The organism is Micromonospora inaquosa (assembly GCF_003857055.1).
Classification (GTDB): domain Bacteria; phylum Actinomycetota; class Actinomycetes; order Mycobacteriales; family Micromonosporaceae; genus Micromonospora; species Micromonospora inaquosa.
In genome coordinates, this window is the sequence record NZ_QGSZ01000233.1 from 1 (window position 1) to 15,681 (window position 15,681).

Below are 15,681 nucleotides of genomic sequence, written 5' to 3' on the forward strand. Positions count from 1 at the left end.
ACATCCACGGCGAACGCTTCAAGCCGTTGCCGCACAACCGAAAGCTCGTCAGGGGTCACCGCAACATCGAACTACCCAGACCGCCCCGATGACCCCACGACACGCCGACCTAACAAAGCACTACTAGTCGGCGTTCTCCTCGGAGCGGGCGTCGTCCGGCGCCCGGGCGTCGTCGTCGGTCAGCGCGTCGTCCGACGAGGTGGTGAGGTTGGCGAGCCGGCGCTCGGCCTCCCGGATCTCCTCGTCGAGCCTGGGGTTCTCCTCATCGGGGCCCTGCGACATGGGCGACCTCCATCGGGCGCGACCGGTAGCCCTCCGAATACCCAGCCTGCGGGCGGAGACACGAGGTCTGCCGCCATCCCTTGATGATGTGATGAAAAGTAACTGAATCCGCTCTCCGAAACCTATTCCTCAACACCTGATCACGTAGATGGAACGTCCTCGGCGACCCACAGGCCGCGGCCCTGTAGACCCACCACCAGGCCACGAGTCTGGAGAACGATGATCGCCCGCTGGACCGTGGTCACGCTGACGTCGTAAAGGTCCGATAGTTCGTTGTAGGTGGGCAGACGCTCCCCTGCCGCGTACTCGCCGCTCTTGATGCGAGCGGCGAGGTCCTCGGCCACCTCGCGGTATCCGCCGGTAGGTATGGGCATGTGAAGGTTCCTTCGTTCGGCACCTTCCATCGGATCACGCTGCCAACACGCCCTCAAGACCAACATTGCCTTAGGTACTAAAGGTCTCTAAGGTCGACAGCAGTGGTCGTTCCTTCGTTCGGCAAGCGGCGGGCCCGACCACCCCCGCCCGGAGACGACGCTGAACACGTTGCCCCTTGGGCGAGCCTGATCGCGTCTCGCGGAAGGTTACCGATCATGCCGATCGACGAGCCCATATCCAAGGCGACCGAGTTGTTCACGGCCGAACGGGTACTGAATACGCACTGGACTCGGGCGCATGACAGACCGTGGCGAGCCGGCGGTTGCCTTGAGTGCAGGGGTCGCGACAACTGCCCGCAACTGGATTGGGCATTGGCGCTTCTGGCCGACGTCGCTTCCGTCATGCTGCAGAAGCGGTGACCTGCGAGCTGGACGCGGCCAGAGGAAGACCGCTGCGCGCTTTCAGCACCAACGTACCGAGCGCCGGGCCGGTCGGCGGTCGCGCCGGGCTGGAACCCGGGAGCGTTGCCGACCCGGCCCGGTGCCGGATCAGCGCTGCTTCAGCTCGCGCCAGGATGGGTGGGTGCCGCGCCAGGCGTCGGCGAGGATGGCCGCCGAGGCCCGGCTGGGGCACTGCTGCACCCGCTCACGACCCGACGCCCCACCGATCTGGGCGCGGACCTCCCAACCCTGCCCGTCAGTACGGATATACACGTCCCGGCGCCCGCGCGGGGTCGTGTCTCCGTTCCACCAGTGCTCCTCCACCTTCATTCGCCGACCGTATAGCAATTCCCGCGCCGAGGGTACGGCGCAGGTATGCCCGGACCGGGGCAGGAGCGACAATCCGGGCGCATTTCGGCCCAACCGTTGGCGGTTCGCAACCATAACGGGCGGTTCTCCCGCCCCTGACTTGCGAATCAGGAACCCCCACTCTGCCTCCTCCCCGCAACTCCCACCGCCAAACCCGCTGTTGATCAAGAAGTCTGCGTCACGAATCGAGCCCCCGATGACGCAAACTTCTTGATCAACGCGGAGAGGGTGGGGGTGGGGGTCAGGGGTGGGTTGTCAGGAGGTAGTCGTCGGCCTCGGGGCTCCAGCGCAGGTCCAGTACGCCGGCGGTGGCGGCCGCCTTGCAGAACTGCAGGAAGCTGCGGTAGCCGAGCTTCTTCTCGCTGAAGTCCGGACGGGCACGGCGTACCTGGTTCTTCAACCCGGACAGCGCCACCGGGTTGCCGCCGCTGCCCAGGTCCGCCACGACGCCCCGGAGCAGGCCGAATGCCACCTCGCGGTCGCCGTGCTCGGGCAGCGAGACCTCGGGGTCACCCTTGGCCGGGCCCTCGGCCAGCTCGATCACGTTGCGTTCGGCGAGGTGGCGCAGCAGCTCGCCGAAGGTGCGGAAGCCGTAGTCGGACTCACTGAAGGTCGGGTCCTTGCGCAGCAGGGTGCGTTTGAGTCGGGAGGCGGTGACCTCACCGTTGGCGCTGCCCTGCAGTCCGGCGACCGACTGGGCGACGAGCACGGCGAGCGCGTCCACGTCCCGATCGGGCTCCGCATCCTGCGGGCGACGGTCCACCTCCTGCTCCGGCTCGGGTGGGCGCTGTTCCGCGCCGGCCTGCCGGGTGGTGGCCCGAGTACGCCGACCACGGGCCGGCGGGATGTCCACGCCCTCCAGCCGGTCGTAGTAGAGGAACTCGTCGCACGCCGGGGGGAGCAGCCCCGAGGTGGACCCCTCGACCCCGACGCCGATGACCCGCTTGTTCAACTCGCGCAGCTTGTGCACCAGCGGGGTGAAGTCGCTGTCCCCACTACAGATCACGAAGGTGGAGATGTAGTCGCGCTCGAACGCCAACTCGATCGCGTCGACGGCCATCTTGATGTCCGCGGCGTTCTTCCGGGACGCGCCCATCCGCTGCGGGATCTCGATCAGCTCGACGTGGGACCGGGTGAGCATCCGGCGGTCCTCGTCGAAGTAGGACCAGTCGGCGTACGCCCGGCGGACCACCACCCGACCTCGTTCGGCCAGCGCGTCGGCGATGGGCCGGAAGTCGAAGGCCGCGCCGCCACGGTGATCACGCGCGCCCAACGCGAGGTTCTCGTAGTCGAGAAATAGGGCGATCCGGTCTTCTTGATCCACGCGGACCAGCCTACGCCGGGCGTGAGCTGGTCGGGGCGGGCGACGCGCGACACCTCAACTCGTCGACCGTCCATTTCTTGCGGCCTGACAGTCGTCAATTTTCGTTGTTCGATAGGTGTCTTGCAGTGCCATGTCTGGTGCTGCATCATGACGATCAATGTCGGGCGTCGGGGGAGCGCCAGGCGGACCTCCACCACCACCCATTCAGGAGGGTCACCGATGTTTCGCAGCCTCACGCCGGCGCGGGGACACCCCCGCCGGCCCAGCGGCACCGCCGTCGCGCTCGCGGCCGGTCTCGCCGTGCTGGTCGCCGGACCCACCTCGGCCACCGCCAGTCCACCGACGTCCGCCGGCGCACGGCCGGTGGTCACCCGGGCCGCCCTCGACCCGGCGCTGGTCGCCGGACGCGGCGCGGACGTCGACTTCCTTGAGCAGGAAGCCGAGAACGCCCGCACCAACGGCGAGATCATCGGGCCCGACCGGTCCGCCTACACGCTGCCCGCGGAGGCCTCCGGACGCCGGGCGGTCCGGCTCACCCCCGGGGAGTACGTGGAGTTCGTCCTGCCCAGCGCGGCGAACGGGATCACCGTGCGGTACAGCATCCCGGACGCGCCGCAGGGTGGTGGGATCACCGCGCCCCTGAAGGTCGCTGTCAACGGCAAGCACCTGCGCACCATGACACTCACGTCGCAGTACTCATGGCTCTACAACCAGTACCCGTTCACCAACGACCCACAGGCCGGGCTGCTGCACCCGGACTGGTGGATCACCGAGTGCCAGTGCGTCCCGTCGGCCACCACGCCGTACCCGAGCATCAGCACGCCGTTCCGGCCCACCCACTTCTACGACGAGCAGCGGCTGCTGCTCGGGCGTACCTACCGCGCCGGCGACAGGGTCCGGCTCACCGCGCCGCCCGGCAGCGCCGCCGCCTGGACGGTCATCGACCTGCTCGACTCCGAGTTGGTCGCACCGCCGCACGTCCGGCTGCTCGCGGCGAACGTGCTCGCCTTCGGCGCCGACCCGACCGGCCGGCGGGACTCCGCCGACGCGCTGGACCGGGCCATCGCCTTCGCCCGGCGCGCCCACCTCACTGTGTACATCCCACCGGGCACCTACCAGGTCAACCGGCACATCATCGTCGACGACGTGACCATCGAGGGCGCCGGCAACTGGTACACCATCATCAAGGGGCGCGAGGTCGCCCTGCCGACCCCCGCGCCGGACGGCTCGGTGCACACCGGAGTCGGGTTCTACGGTCGGGACGCCGCCGACGGCGGCAGCCGCAACGTGCACCTCTCCGGCTTCGCCATCGAGGGCGACGTGCGGGAACGCATTGACACCGACCAGGTCAACGCGATCGGTGGGGCGATGAGCAACTCCACCATCGACGGGCTCTACCTGCACCACACCAAGGCGGGCCTGTGGTTCGACGGCCCGATGCGCAACGTCCGCGTCACCAACAACATCATCGTCGACCAGATCGCCGACGCGCTCAACTTCCACACCGGTGTGACCGACTCGCTGGTGTCGCACAACTTCGTCCGCAACACCGGCGACGACGGCCTGGCCATGTGGTCGGAGAGGACGGCCAACGCGCGGAACACGTTCGACCACAACACGGTGCAGTCACCGACCCTGGCCAACGGCATCGCCATCTACGGCGGCACCGACACCACCGTCTCGCACAACCTGGTCGCCGACCCGGTACGCGAGGGCAGCGGTCTGCACGCCGGGTCCCGCTTCGGCGCGGAGCCGTTCACCGGGCACCTGCGGTTCACCAACAACACCACCGCCCGCGCCGGCACGTACGAGCTGAACTGGAACATCGGGCTGGGAGCGATCTGGATCTTCGCTCTGGATCGCAGCATCGAGGCCCGCGTCGAGGTGACCGGCGACGCGTACCTGGACAACACGTACAACGCGATCATGCTGGTCAGCGACTGGCCGGTGAAGGACCTCTACTCGATCTCCGACGTGCGGTTCCGCGACGTCCGGGTCGACGGCACCGGCACCTCGGTGGTCAGCGCCCGCGCGGCCGGGTCCGCCACGTTCGCCAACGTGGACGCCCGCAACGTGGGCGCGGTCGGCGTCAACAACTGCGGATCGTTCCACTTCACCCCGGCCGGCTCGGAGTTCACACTGACCGACCTCGGCGGCAACGACGGCGGATGGCTCGCGCCGTGGCTGCTGCCCAACACCATCACCTGCGACGACCGGCCACCCGTGTCGCCGCCCCCGCCTCCTTCGCGGTGGTGAACGCGGTGGGCGGCCGGGATCCGGGCCGCCCACCGCACACTCAGGACGGGCGGGTCAGCGCACCCGGGCGTACGCCAGTGGCACGCTGGTCTGCTGACCATCCCAGCTGCCGCTCAGCGTGGCCCCGGTTGCCCCGACGGCGCCGGCGCCCGGCCGCCGGACGACGACCAGCTCGACGGTATCGGTGCTGATGAGCGTGCTGTCCTCGTCGACGAGCCGGCGCAGGGCGCCGACCGAGGGCAGGTTGTCGTTGCCGGTCCCGCTGACGACGATCGTCACCGTCGGCTCACGCACCTCGCGCCGGCCGTCGACCTCGATGTACTGCTCCGCCTGACCGCTGCCGGCGAGGATCGCGTGGGCGAGCGCGGCGGCGTACACCGGGTCGGCGCAGCCGTCGTACACCCAGCGCGGGCCGAGCACCGAGTGCTCGGTCGTGCCGACCAGCCAGTCCTCGGCACCGTCGAGAGGGCTGGCACGGTAGGTGAGGGGGACCTGGTGGACCGGCCCGTCGGCCGCCCCGACCAGCATCGTCTCGATGCCGACCTCGCCGTCCGGGTCGTCGAAGCGGTAAGCCCCCCGGCTCACCACCTCGACCCCCGCCGGTCCGGCGTACCAGGGTTTGCCGGGCAGCCAGGCCGTCAGCAGGTCCAACTTCGTGGGGCGCAGGGTCGCCCTGTGCAGCAGTGCCATGACGGCAGCCTAGTCAGAGGCCCGCGCACTGTTGCCCGCCGATCGTGCAGCTCTCCGGCTCCCGGGCCTTCGGCCGGCTGTCGCGAACATCGAAGCTGATCGTCCGGGATCCTCCGGCAGCCACGGCGGCTCCGGTGAAGGTGATCACCCGCCGGTCCTGTCGCCAGTTCGCGCCGTCGACGTCGTCGACGGTGGTGCCCTCGGCGAGGGTGACCACCACCGCCCAGTCGGCCACCGGCGCGCCGCCGGGATTGCCGACCACGATCTCGCCGGTGTAGCCGAACAGTCGGCTGGACTCGGTCTCGTAGCGGGCCGTCACGGGCGCCGGCGGCGGGGGCGGCGCAGCCGACGCGGGCGTCCGCGAGGGCTTCGCCGACGGGGTCCGGCTCGGTCGGGTGGTCGCCGACGCGGTGGCCCGGGCGGGGCGCGTCGAAGAGGATGCCGTGGGCGCGACGGCGGTCCGGCCGGCCGTCACGGTCGGCGACTCCGTCGCGGTCGGCGCGGGCGCGGCGGTCGGCTTCGAGTCAGGCGGCAACGTCACCCATGCCGCCGTCCCCGCCACCAGCACAGCGCCGGCGACCACGGCGAGCACCGTGCGACGCCGACGGGGGTTGCGGCCGGCCCTGCCACGTACGCCGACCAGAGGCAGTTCCGCGGTCATCCCGCCGTCGGCGCGGCGCAGGTCGACCTGCTGGAACGCGAGCCAGTCGAGGATGGCCGGCAGCCGCACGGTCAGCGCCTGCCGCAGCTGTTGCTCGCGGGGCCCGTGCTGCTCGGCGGACCACGCGCCGTGCGTGCTGACCTCCCGGAGCTCCAGCCGGCAGCCCTGCTTGGTGGCCGTGACCGCGCAGGTCAGCTCGCTGAGCCGGCCGGCCTCGTCGCAGGCCAGCACGAGGAGATCCGGCTCCTGCCGCTCGGTCACCTCGACCTCGACGTTGGCCTCGAAGCCGGGCAGGCCGACCGTGTGCAGCAGCATCCGGTCCGGTACGCCCTCGACCGTCTCGGCCTCGGCGAACCACCGGCCGAGCAACTCCCGGTCGGTCAGGGCGAGCCAGACCCGCTCAGCCGGGTGGGACAGGTCGACCTGCGCACCGATCTCGATCACGGCGAGACTCTAACCGGTTGCCCGCCCGGCCTGTCCCGCCCGCCCGAGCCGGTCGACGGCGCCCTGATCAGCCCCAGCGATTCAACCGTTCGACCACTGTGGCCAGCGCGGCCCGGGCGTCGGCACTCAGCTCGGCGACCACCTGCGCCGCCGGCAGGTCCCGGGCCAGCGGGTGCGCCTGCCCCGCCCACAGGTTGGCCACCGACGCGTCCCCGTCGCGCCGCGCGGCGGCGAGCAGTGGGCGCGTCAGGTGCAGCACCTGGGGGTAACCGCGCGGCGCCATCGCGTCGTGTTGGCGCAGGAAGTCGTTGGCCACGCCGCGGGCCCGCTTACCGGTGAACGACCGGGTCAACGCGGTCGGCGTGGCACCGGCCACCGCCGCCCGGTGCATCGGCGAGGTGCCCGCCTCCGGGCAGCGCAGGAAGGCCGTGCCGAGTTGCGCGGCGGCGGCGCCGGCAGCCAGCACGGCGGCCACCGCGGGACCGTCGACGAGGCCGCCCGCGGCCACCAGCGGCCGGTCACAACGCTCGGCGGTCAGCCGGAGCAGCGGCAGCAGCCCGTAGTCGTCGTCGTCCGGCAGGCCGCCGCGATGCCCACCGGCCTCGGTGCCCTGCACCACCACCGCGTCGACACCCAGGTCGGCGGCGGCGGTAGCCGCGTCCGGGCGGGTGACAGTGGCCCACACCTCGGTGCCCCGCTCGCGCAGGGCGGTCACCGCCGCCCGGTCGGGCAGACCGAACACGAAGGACACCACCGGGACCGGGTCCGCGAGCAGCGCGGCCAACTTCTCCGGGTACGCGTCGTCGCCGCCCGCCGGTTCGCCCAGGCTCACCCCGCGCTGCGCGGCCCGCGGGGCGAGCCGTTCGGCGTACGCCCGGATGGCGGCCTCGTCGACGCCGCCGGGGTCGGGCAGGAAGACGTTGACACCGAACGGCCGATCGGTGTGCGCGCGGACCTCGGCGACGTCGGCGACCAGCCGGTCGGTGTCGATCATCCCGGCGGCGAGGAAGCCCAGTCCACCGGCCGCGGACACGGCGGCCACCAGTTCGGGGGTGGACGGGCCGCCGGCCATCGGGGCGACAATGATCGGGTGGCGCAACGCGGACAGGACGGACATCCCCTCATCCTGCCGCAGGCCCGGTCCGTTCACCGGCGCGCGGTGTGCCTCCACCGCAGCACGCCGGCCAGCCCGAGCAGGACCAGCAGAACCCCGGCACCGGCCGCCAGCGGCCAGGTCCACCCACCCAGCCCGGTGGTGTCCTCGGCGATCGGACGGGCCAGGGTGGACAACGCCGGCGCGGCGGACTCCGTCAGGGGTGCGGCGGTGGCCGTGGTGGCCGTGGCCGGGTAGCGCAGGATGGTCGAGCGGGTGCCGGATGGTTGACCAGCGGACTCGGAGACGGTGAGCAAGGACCGGCCGTCGCGACTGTAGGTGATCGACTCGCCCTGGGGCTCGTCCGGCAACGGGGTGACCCGCGCAGTGCCGGTGGTCAACGCGCGGACCACGTCGCCGTCGGGCACGTCGTACTCGAAGGCGTCGGCGTAGCTGCGCAGCGCCACCCGCCGTCCGTCCGGTGCGCTCGCCGCGCCGGTGATCACCCCGCGTCCCAGGAAGGAGAACGGGTTGCTGGTCGTGGTCGTCGGCAGGGTCACCTGGCCGAGCGCGGTCAGCGGTGTCGTCGCGTCCGCCCGCAGCGCGGTGGTCGGCGCGTACAGGAAGACGGTGCCACTGCCACCCTTGGTGATGATCAACGGCCGACCGGACGCGTCGAGCAGCAGCGCCTCGGCGTCGTGCGGACGGTCCGGGTAGGTCATCCGGTGCAGCACCGGCTGCTTCGCCCCCGGCGCGAGCCGCCACACCCCGACCGTCGGCCGGGAGCGGTCGTTGTCGCCGATGTCAGCGACCCAGATGGTGCCGTCCCGGCCGATGGCCAGGTCCTCGGTGTCGCGGGGCCGGGACGGGAAGGAGACCGTTCGCACCACCGCGCAACGCTGGTCGAGGAAGAAGATCCGACGGCGGGCCTCGTCGTCGGCCCCGTCGTTGATCACCACGTACCCGTCGTCGCTGGCGACCATCCCGGAGATCTCGCGGAGCCGGTCGTCGCGCACCTGGCAGACCGGCGTCCCCGCCGCCGTGCCCGCCGTGGCGGTGCCCGGCACCAGCACCACGGCCGGCGGCAGCGCGCCGGCGAGCAACGCGGTCAGCACCGCCCCCGCACGAGCACGCCGCCCCCAGGTCAACCGTCCGCGTACCCGCATCGCCCACCCTCCTCGTCGCGGCCGTGAGCGGCCACCCGCCCATCCTGGCCGATCCCGGCCACCGGCGGCGGTCATCGGGGGGACGCGCCCGGGCCCCTGGTCGATGTACTGTCGCCCCGCCTGATTCTGAAGCCGGAGGCTGTCCATGTCCGTGAACGACACCGCGCCGGCCAGCCGATTCGGGCGAGGGTTGCTGCGCCGCCTCGGCCGCCCGACCGGTGGCGCCGTCGCGTGGGTGTCGCTCGCAGCGATCATCTGCGGCCTCTTCACCGGCGCGCTGACGAGCCGGGCCGCCTGGGAGACGTCTCGACCACAGCCCGACCGGGCCGAGGCCGCCGCCATCCTCACCGAGGTCTTTCCCGGGCACGACCTCGGTGAGATCGACACCCCGCCGGCGCTCTTCGTCGTCTACGGGCACGCGCTGCGCCTGAAGACCGTCAAGACCCTGTTGTTCGGTGACGGCGGCGAGTACCAGGAGAGCGCCACCGGCGCCGGCGCCCTCGGCGCACCACCGGCGCCCGTCGAGCAGATCCTCGCGGTGGCCCGGGAGCGCCTGACCGGTGCCGGCTGGCGGGTGTACGACCCGCAGGTGTCGGATCGCGTCAGCTGCGCGGACAAGATGTGCGCCACCCCGCAGGCGGTCACCGACACCGCCGTGACCGCCCGACGTGGCGACACCATCCTGAACGCCTCGATCTCCTCGCAGACAGCCGCCGACGCCACCTACCTGTCGGTGGAGCTGCACCGCGCGCCGCCGCCCCTGGTGGTCCCCGCCGGAGTGCTCGGCACGGTGTCGGGCGCGGTGGCCGGTTGGCTGGTCTTCGGCTGGGCGAGCCGACGCACCGAGGGGCGCCGACGCCGCGGCGCGGTGCACGGACTGGTCGGGGTGGCCATGGTGCTGTGGTGGCTGCCGGTGCTGCTGAGCGTCCCGACCCTGCTGGGGCACCACCTTGGCGAGCCGCACCCGGCGTGGCACCCGTACTGGGAGTGGCTGGGCCAGCCGAGCGCCTCGCTGCTCTTCCTGGTCGGCGCGGTGTGCGTGCTGCTGGCGCTGGGGCTGGCTGCCGGATCCCGTCGGGGCGCCAGCGCCGAGGCGACGGCCGACTGACCGCCGTCGGACGGGGTCACGACCCGCCCGGCCCCGGCCCCGGCCACTGCCACCGAGGGCGTGACACCGGCAGCCCCGTTCCGAAAACTGCCGATATCTTGACCGGCCTGGCGGCCTGAGTGCGGCGGTGGCGGGTAGGCAGCGGCCCGGCGGCATGTCGACACCCGCCGGGTGGGAGGCTCCGATGAGCACGTACCGGGATGAACAGGGCGGCACGATCCCTCCTCCGGAGGCGGATGCCCTTGAGCAACGACAGGACGCGTTCGACGTCGGGCCTCCGGACCGGGTGTCGGGTGACGTGGACCCGGAGGCGGCCGAGGCCGACCTGGCCGAGCAGGGCGCCTTCCCGGCGGGCACGCTCGAGGAGGTGACGTCGCTGCCGGCCGACGCCAACCCGGCGGACGCCCTCGAACAGCGCCAGGAGATCCCGGTCCGTGACGAGGGGCGTCGCACCTGAGCACGCCCGCTCCCGCCGGCCCGGCCGGCGCTGACCGGCTGCGCCGACCGGCCGGCTCAACCGGCTGAGCTGGTCGGCCGGCTCAACCGGTGACGACCTGCCAGAGGAGGAACGCGTTGAGCGCGACCACCAACACCGCCACGAGGGACGCGGCGGCGGTGGTGAGCGGGTGGTTGACGAGGTTGCCCATCAGGTCGCGGCGGCGGGTGAAGGCGACCACCGGGATCAGTGCGAACGGGATGCCGAAGCTGAGGATGACCTGGGACAGCACGAGCGCCCGGGTCGGGTCGAGGCCGATGGCGAGCACCCCCAGCGCGGGCAGCAGAGTGACCAGCCGACGCAGCAGCAGCGGAATCCGCCGCCGCAGGAAGCCCTGCATGATCACTTCTCCGGCGTAGGTGCCGACGCTGGTGGAGGCGAGCCCCGAGACCAGCAGGGCGACGGCGAACCCGAACGCGGCGGCGGTCCCGATGGTCTGGCCGAGCCCGGCGTGTACCCCCTCCAGGCTGTCCGCGCCGCCCGGGCCGCCGCCCCGGAAGCTGGCTGCGGCGATCAGCAGCATGGCGAGGTTGACCGCGCCGGCCGCGCTCAGGGCGAGCAGTACGTCGGCGCGCTGGCCACGGAACAGGATCCGGCGCTCGGCGTCGTCGGCGGCGGGAATGCGGTCACGGGTGAGCGCGGAGTGCACGTAGATGACGTGCGGCATGACGGTCGCGCCGAGGATGCCGGCGGCCAGCAGCACGCTGTCTGTGCCCTGCAGGCGCGGCACCAGACCCGCCATGGCCGAGCCGGGATCGGAGCCGGAGGCGAGCAGGTTGGCGGCGAAGGCCAGCACGATCACACCGAGCAGGACGGCGATGGCGACCTCGAAGGCGCGGTAACCGCGTGAGCGCAGCGCGAGCACGGCGAACGCGGCCGTGCCGATGATGAGCCCGCCGGGCAGCAGGGGGATGCCGAAGAGCAGGTACAGGGCAACCGCGCCACCGATCACCTCGGCCAGGTCGGTGGCCATGGCGACCAGTTCGGCCTGCACCCACATCATCCGGTTCACCGGCCGGGGTAGGCGCTCCCGACACAGCTCGGGCAGGCTGCGCCCGGTGGCCAGACCCAGCTTCGCGGTGAGTGTCTGCACCAGCATCGCCATCAGGTTGGCCACCACCACGACCCAGACCAGCAGGTACCCGTAGCGGGCGCCGGCGGCGGAGTTGGTGGCGAAGTTGCCGGGATCGACGTAGGCGACGGCGGCGACGAAGGCCGGGCCGAGCAGGATCAGCCGACCGCGTACGCGGCCCCGGGCGCGAGCGGCCTGTAGTGGAGTCGTCCTCGACGTCGTCAGTTCGTTGGTGACCATCGAACCCCTCCCGTCCGCGCGGATCGCTGCCGGTCCCTTCCCCGCCGGCTGGCCCCTCGGTGCCAACACCTGGCCCGCCGGTGCCACCCGGGTCGGGCCGCCACGGGGGCCGGATGTGCTGAACGTTGCGGGTCGGGCTTGACAGCCGGAAGGTCAGCAATGAAGCTGTCTATTAGTCCTACTGTCGTAGGACAACAGGAAGGATCATCGCGAGTGATCGAGTTCGTACTGGACAGCCGGTCGAAGGTGAACACCTACATGCAGCTCGTGCAGCAGGTGAAACAGGCGCTGCGGGTCGGCCTGCTGACGCCGGGAGACCAGTTGCCGAAGGTCCGGGACGTCGCGCAATCCCTGGCGATCAACCCGAACACGGTGCTGAAGGCGTACCGGGAGTTGGAGATCGAGGGTCTGGTCGGCGGCCGACCCGGGGTGGGCACCTTTGTCCAGCGCACCCTGGCCGGGGCGTCCCTGCCCAACCAGGCCGAGCTGCGCGACGACCTGGTCGCCTGGCTGCACCGGGCGCAGGCCGCCGGCCTCACGGCCGAGGACGTCATCGCCCTCGTGGAGACGACGCTGCGCGCCACCCTCACCGACGACGCCCCGCAGAAGGAGCCCGCATGAGCGGAACGAGAGGACAGAGGATGGACATGGTCTTGGAGACCGACCGGCTCGGCAAGCGGTACGGCAGCACCTGGGCGTTGCGGGACTGCTCGCTGCATCTGCCGGCCGGCCGGATCGCCGCCTTGGTCGGGCCGAACGGCGCGGGCAAGAGCACGCTGTTGCACCTGGCCGTCGGGCTGCTCAAGCCCGACGCCGGCACGGTCCGGGTGTTCGGCCGGTCCCCCTACGGCGACACCGAGGGCCTGGCCGACATCGGCTTCGTCGCCCAGGACACCCCGCTGTACCGGGACTTCACGGCGGCCGAGTTGGTCATCGCCGGCGGCAAGCTGAACAGGCGGTGGGACGCGACGTTGGCCCGTCAGCGGCTGGCCCAGCTCGGCATACCGCCGGACAAGCCGGTCGGCAAGCTCTCCGGCGGTCAACGAGCCCAGGTCGCGCTCGCCCTGGCACTGGCCAAACAGCCGCGGCTGCTGCTGCTCGACGAACCGGTCGCCAGCCTCGACCCGCTGGCTCGACGGGAGTTCCTCCAGTCGCTGATGGGTAGCGTCGCGGAGTCGGGCACCACAGTCCTGCTCTCGTCGCACCTGCTGGCCGACCTGGAACGCGTCTGCGACTACCTGATCGTGCTGAACGCCTCGCAGGTGCAGCTCACCGGCGCGGTCGACGACCTGGTCAGCGAGCACCGGCAGCTCGTCGGGCCGCGCCACGACGGCGGCGCTGTCGGGGGCGTCGCCGCAGTGGTCCGGGCCAGCCACACCGACCGGCAGTCCACACTGCTCGTCCGCACCGACGGGCCGGTCACCGATCCGGCCTGGACGGTCCGCGAGGTCAGCCTGGAGGACGTCGTGCTGGCCTACCTGGCCGACGGCACCACGCAGACCAGTCACAGCGAGTGGGGGGTGCCGGCATGATCTGGCTGACCTGGCGGCAACACCGCAAGCAGGCGTTCTACACCCTGCTGGCGCTCGCGGCGCTCGCCGCCCTTCTGGTGCCCATCGGCCTGGCGATGCGGCACACCTTCTCCGACCTCGGGCTGACGGACTGCGCCAGTCAACTCGCCCGCGCCGACGTGGCGCAGGCAACCCGGGAGACGTGCGACGCGGGCTACCGGCGCTTCGGCAACCAGTACGGCAACCTCAGTCTGGTGGCCGTACTGCTGATCACCCTGCCGGTGCTGATCGGCCTCTTCTGGGGTGCGCCACTGGTCGCCCGCGAGGTGGAGCAGGGCACGCACCGGTTCGTCTGGACCCAGGGCGTCGGCCGGACCCGCTGGGCCCTGGTGAAGTTCGGTCTGGTGAGCGGGTCCGTTCTGATCCTCGCGACGGTCTACGGGCTGGGCATGTCCTGGTGGGTCGACCCGCTCACCAAGGCCGCGCACGAGGGCCGGTTCGGCATGATCGTCTTCGATCTGCAGGGCATTGTCCCGATCGGGTACACACTGTTCGCCGTGGCGCTGGGCGTCTTCGCCGGCACCGTCTGGAAGCGGATGCTGCCCGCAATGGGCATCACCCTCGCCGGCTTCATCGGCGTACGGGCGGCGGTGGAGCTGCTGGCCCGACGGCACTATCAGCCGGCCCGGACGCAGACCTTCCCGATCGAGGGGGAAGGGCCACCGGAGGTCAGCCGGGGAGACTGGGTCCTCGCGCAGGGCGTCCGGAACCCCGACGGCACGATGATCGCGGAGGGCGGCCGGATTCAGTGCCCGTCGGGTGGCAAGGGGCCGGAGGGTCGGGTCTGCGGGGCCGAGTTGGGCCTCGAACCGGGCGCGTACAACTGGCAGCTCTACCAGCCGGCGGACCGGTTCTGGCTGTTCCAGGGCATCGAGACCGGCGTCTTCGTCGCCCTCGCCGTGCTGCTGCTCTATCTCGCCATCCGACGGGTCCGGCGGATCGCCTAGCCGCTTGACGGGTGCTCGTCGGGGCGCGGGGGCCTCGGCGATCACCCGTCAGCGTGCGACCTCGACGGTCAGCGACAGCCAGGACGCGAGGTCGTGCAGCTCATCGTGCACGGCCCGGGTCACCTCCGGGGTGAAGGGCACATCCTCGTGGATGGCGTGCACGGTGAGCGTGGCGCGCCGACGCTCGGCCGTGGCGTCCACCTTTCCGACCAGCCGATCGCCGTGCAGGATCGGCAATGCGAAGTAGCCCCACCGCCGACTCGCCCTGGGCTTGTACATCTCCAGCACGTACTGGTACTCGAAGAGGTCCGCGAGACGGACCCGGTCGTGCACCAGCCGGTCGAACGGCGACAACAGCGCCGTACGCCCGGTGAAGGGCTGCCCGAGCGCGGCCGGGTCCACCCGCCACTCCCCCGCGACGCCCTCAATGATCGCTGGCTCGCCGGCGTCGCCGACCTCGGCCGGCTCGCCGGGGACCACGACCGCCTTCGCCCGCGCGATGCCCAGCGCCCGCAGCCGTCGCTCGTTGCGGAGCCGGCGTGCCTGTTCCAGCTCGACGACGGGCACACCGGCCGGGTAGACCCGCTCCGCCACGTCCCAGAGACGCTGTCGGCCCTGGCGGCCGGCGATCGCTACCTCGCCGCGCAGGACCAGGAACTCCAGCAGCTGGGTGACGTTGCGGTTGTTGGTCCAGCCGGACGACGGCCAGGGCACGGCGCTCGTGTCCGGGATGTCGCGGGAGAGCAGCGGACCGGAACGGCCGAGCAGGTCGAGCACGTCGCGCCGGAACGAGTCGTTGGCGCGCAGCCACTCGCGGTGGCGCTGGTGACCGGGCGACGCCGCCATCGCCGCGAGGAAGAGCCCGAGATCGTCCATCGGTCGCACCATGGCCTGGTGCTCGAAGAGCGTCCGGTCCCGTTCGAGGGCCACGCTCAGCTGGGCGGGTTGGTACGACGAGCCGAGCCGGCTCCAGCAGACGAGGTCGGCGCTGGGCGCGACGGCGGCGGTCGGGTCGATCTGCACCAGCGTCAGCTGACGGACCACGGTGAGGAGGTCGCTCGGACGCGGAGCGGCCAGCAGTTGGGCCCGGATGGCGATGCGCCGCGCCTGGGCCCGATCGAGTCGGTGCACATCCACGCCGGCGAGC

At 71.7% G+C, this 15,681-nt stretch carries 17 protein-coding genes; 7 read left to right on the plus strand and 10 right to left on the minus strand.

Annotated features, from left to right (window positions below; translation table 11 throughout):
- Positions 1–123: 123 nt before the first annotated feature.
- Together DLJ59_RS36380 and DLJ59_RS19785 are read right to left on the minus strand one after the other, a co-directional pair.
- Positions 124–282: a hypothetical protein gene (locus tag DLJ59_RS36380; RefSeq protein WP_158630876.1), complete on the minus strand. Its 159-nt coding sequence runs from the start codon at positions 280–282 to the stop codon at positions 124–126.
- A gap of 140 nt (positions 283–422) precedes the next feature.
- Positions 423–656 (minus strand): winged helix-turn-helix domain-containing protein, encoded by a 234-nt coding sequence (locus tag DLJ59_RS19785; protein ID WP_124774123.1) that lies wholly within the window; start codon positions 654–656, stop codon positions 423–425.
- Positions 657–872: 216 nt separating this feature from the next.
- Between DLJ59_RS19785 and DLJ59_RS19790 the strand changes: the two genes are divergently transcribed.
- The gene (locus DLJ59_RS19790) at positions 873–1,076 is read left to right on the plus strand and encodes a hypothetical protein (RefSeq protein ID WP_124774124.1); all 204 of its coding nucleotides are present in this window, start codon (positions 873–875) and stop codon (positions 1,074–1,076) included.
- 129 nt (positions 1,077–1,205) lie between these two features.
- Here the strand turns inward: DLJ59_RS19790 and DLJ59_RS19795 are convergent, their stop codons facing one another.
- The gene (locus DLJ59_RS19795) at positions 1,206–1,427 is read right to left on the minus strand and encodes a hypothetical protein (RefSeq protein WP_030335934.1); all 222 of its coding nucleotides are present in this window, start codon (positions 1,425–1,427) and stop codon (positions 1,206–1,208) included.
- 280 nt (positions 1,428–1,707) lie between these two features.
- Positions 1,708–2,790: a PIN domain-containing protein gene (locus DLJ59_RS19800; protein ID WP_124774125.1), complete on the minus strand. Its 1,083-nt coding sequence runs from the start codon at positions 2,788–2,790 to the stop codon at positions 1,708–1,710.
- Between the two features lie 219 nt (positions 2,791–3,009).
- On the opposite strand from DLJ59_RS19800, the gene DLJ59_RS19805 reads away from it, so the two are divergent.
- On the plus strand, positions 3,010–5,046 hold the full coding sequence (locus DLJ59_RS19805) for a glycosyl hydrolase family 28-related protein (protein ID WP_124774126.1): 2,037 nt from the start codon (positions 3,010–3,012) through the stop codon (positions 5,044–5,046).
- A 54-nt stretch (positions 5,047–5,100) separates the two neighbouring features.
- Here DLJ59_RS19805 and DLJ59_RS19810 read toward each other — a convergent pair whose 3' ends face one another.
- The 4 genes from DLJ59_RS19810 to DLJ59_RS19825 all read right to left on the minus strand — a co-directional run bounded on the left by DLJ59_RS19810 (position 5,101) and on the right by DLJ59_RS19825 (position 9,100).
- On the minus strand, positions 5,101–5,736 hold the full coding sequence (locus tag DLJ59_RS19810; protein ID WP_124774127.1) for a CG0192-related protein: 636 nt from the start codon (positions 5,734–5,736) through the stop codon (positions 5,101–5,103).
- 13 nt (positions 5,737–5,749) lie between these two features.
- A complete protein-coding gene (locus DLJ59_RS19815; RefSeq protein ID WP_124774128.1) occupies positions 5,750–6,841 on the minus strand; it encodes an SRPBCC domain-containing protein in 1,092 nt (363 codons plus the stop codon).
- Between the two features lie 67 nt (positions 6,842–6,908).
- Positions 6,909–7,958, minus strand: coding sequence for an NAD(P)H-dependent flavin oxidoreductase (locus tag DLJ59_RS19820; protein ID WP_124774129.1), 1,050 nt, complete (start codon positions 7,956–7,958; stop codon positions 6,909–6,911).
- A gap of 29 nt (positions 7,959–7,987) precedes the next feature.
- On the minus strand, positions 7,988–9,100 hold the full coding sequence (locus tag DLJ59_RS19825; RefSeq protein ID WP_244236132.1) for an NHL repeat-containing protein: 1,113 nt from the start codon (positions 9,098–9,100) through the stop codon (positions 7,988–7,990).
- 145 nt (positions 9,101–9,245) lie between these two features.
- Here DLJ59_RS19825 and DLJ59_RS19830 point away from each other — a divergent pair, with 145 nt between their 5' ends.
- Positions 9,246–10,208 (plus strand): hypothetical protein, encoded by a 963-nt coding sequence (locus DLJ59_RS19830; protein ID WP_124774130.1) that lies wholly within the window; start codon positions 9,246–9,248, stop codon positions 10,206–10,208.
- A gap of 184 nt (positions 10,209–10,392) precedes the next feature.
- On the plus strand, positions 10,393–10,665 hold the full coding sequence (locus DLJ59_RS19835) for a hypothetical protein (RefSeq protein ID WP_124774131.1): 273 nt from the start codon (positions 10,393–10,395) through the stop codon (positions 10,663–10,665).
- 82 nt (positions 10,666–10,747) lie between these two features.
- On the opposite strand, the gene DLJ59_RS19840 is transcribed toward DLJ59_RS19835, so the two are convergent.
- Positions 10,748–12,016, minus strand: coding sequence for an Nramp family divalent metal transporter (locus tag DLJ59_RS19840; RefSeq protein ID WP_124774132.1), 1,269 nt, complete (start codon positions 12,014–12,016; stop codon positions 10,748–10,750).
- A gap of 213 nt (positions 12,017–12,229) precedes the next feature.
- Between DLJ59_RS19840 and DLJ59_RS19845 the strand changes: the two genes are divergently transcribed.
- From DLJ59_RS19845 to DLJ59_RS19855, 3 genes are read left to right on the plus strand one after another with little or no spacing between them, the layout of a single operon-like run.
- A complete protein-coding gene (locus DLJ59_RS19845) occupies positions 12,230–12,637 on the plus strand; it encodes a GntR family transcriptional regulator (protein ID WP_124774133.1) in 408 nt (135 codons plus the stop codon).
- A gap of 20 nt (positions 12,638–12,657) precedes the next feature.
- A complete protein-coding gene (locus DLJ59_RS19850; protein WP_124774134.1) occupies positions 12,658–13,548 on the plus strand; it encodes an ABC transporter ATP-binding protein in 891 nt (296 codons plus the stop codon).
- Entirely contained in the window at positions 13,545–14,534 is a 990-nt protein-coding gene (locus DLJ59_RS19855; protein WP_124774135.1) for an ABC transporter permease, read from the plus strand. The genes DLJ59_RS19850 and DLJ59_RS19855 overlap by 4 nt, the downstream gene beginning before the upstream one ends.
- Positions 14,535–14,582: 48 nt before the next feature.
- On the opposite strand, the gene DLJ59_RS19860 is transcribed toward DLJ59_RS19855, so the two are convergent.
- Entirely contained in the window at positions 14,583–15,671 is a 1,089-nt protein-coding gene (locus DLJ59_RS19860) for a DNA glycosylase AlkZ-like family protein (RefSeq protein ID WP_124774136.1), read from the minus strand.
- Positions 15,672–15,681: the final 10 nt, after the last annotated feature.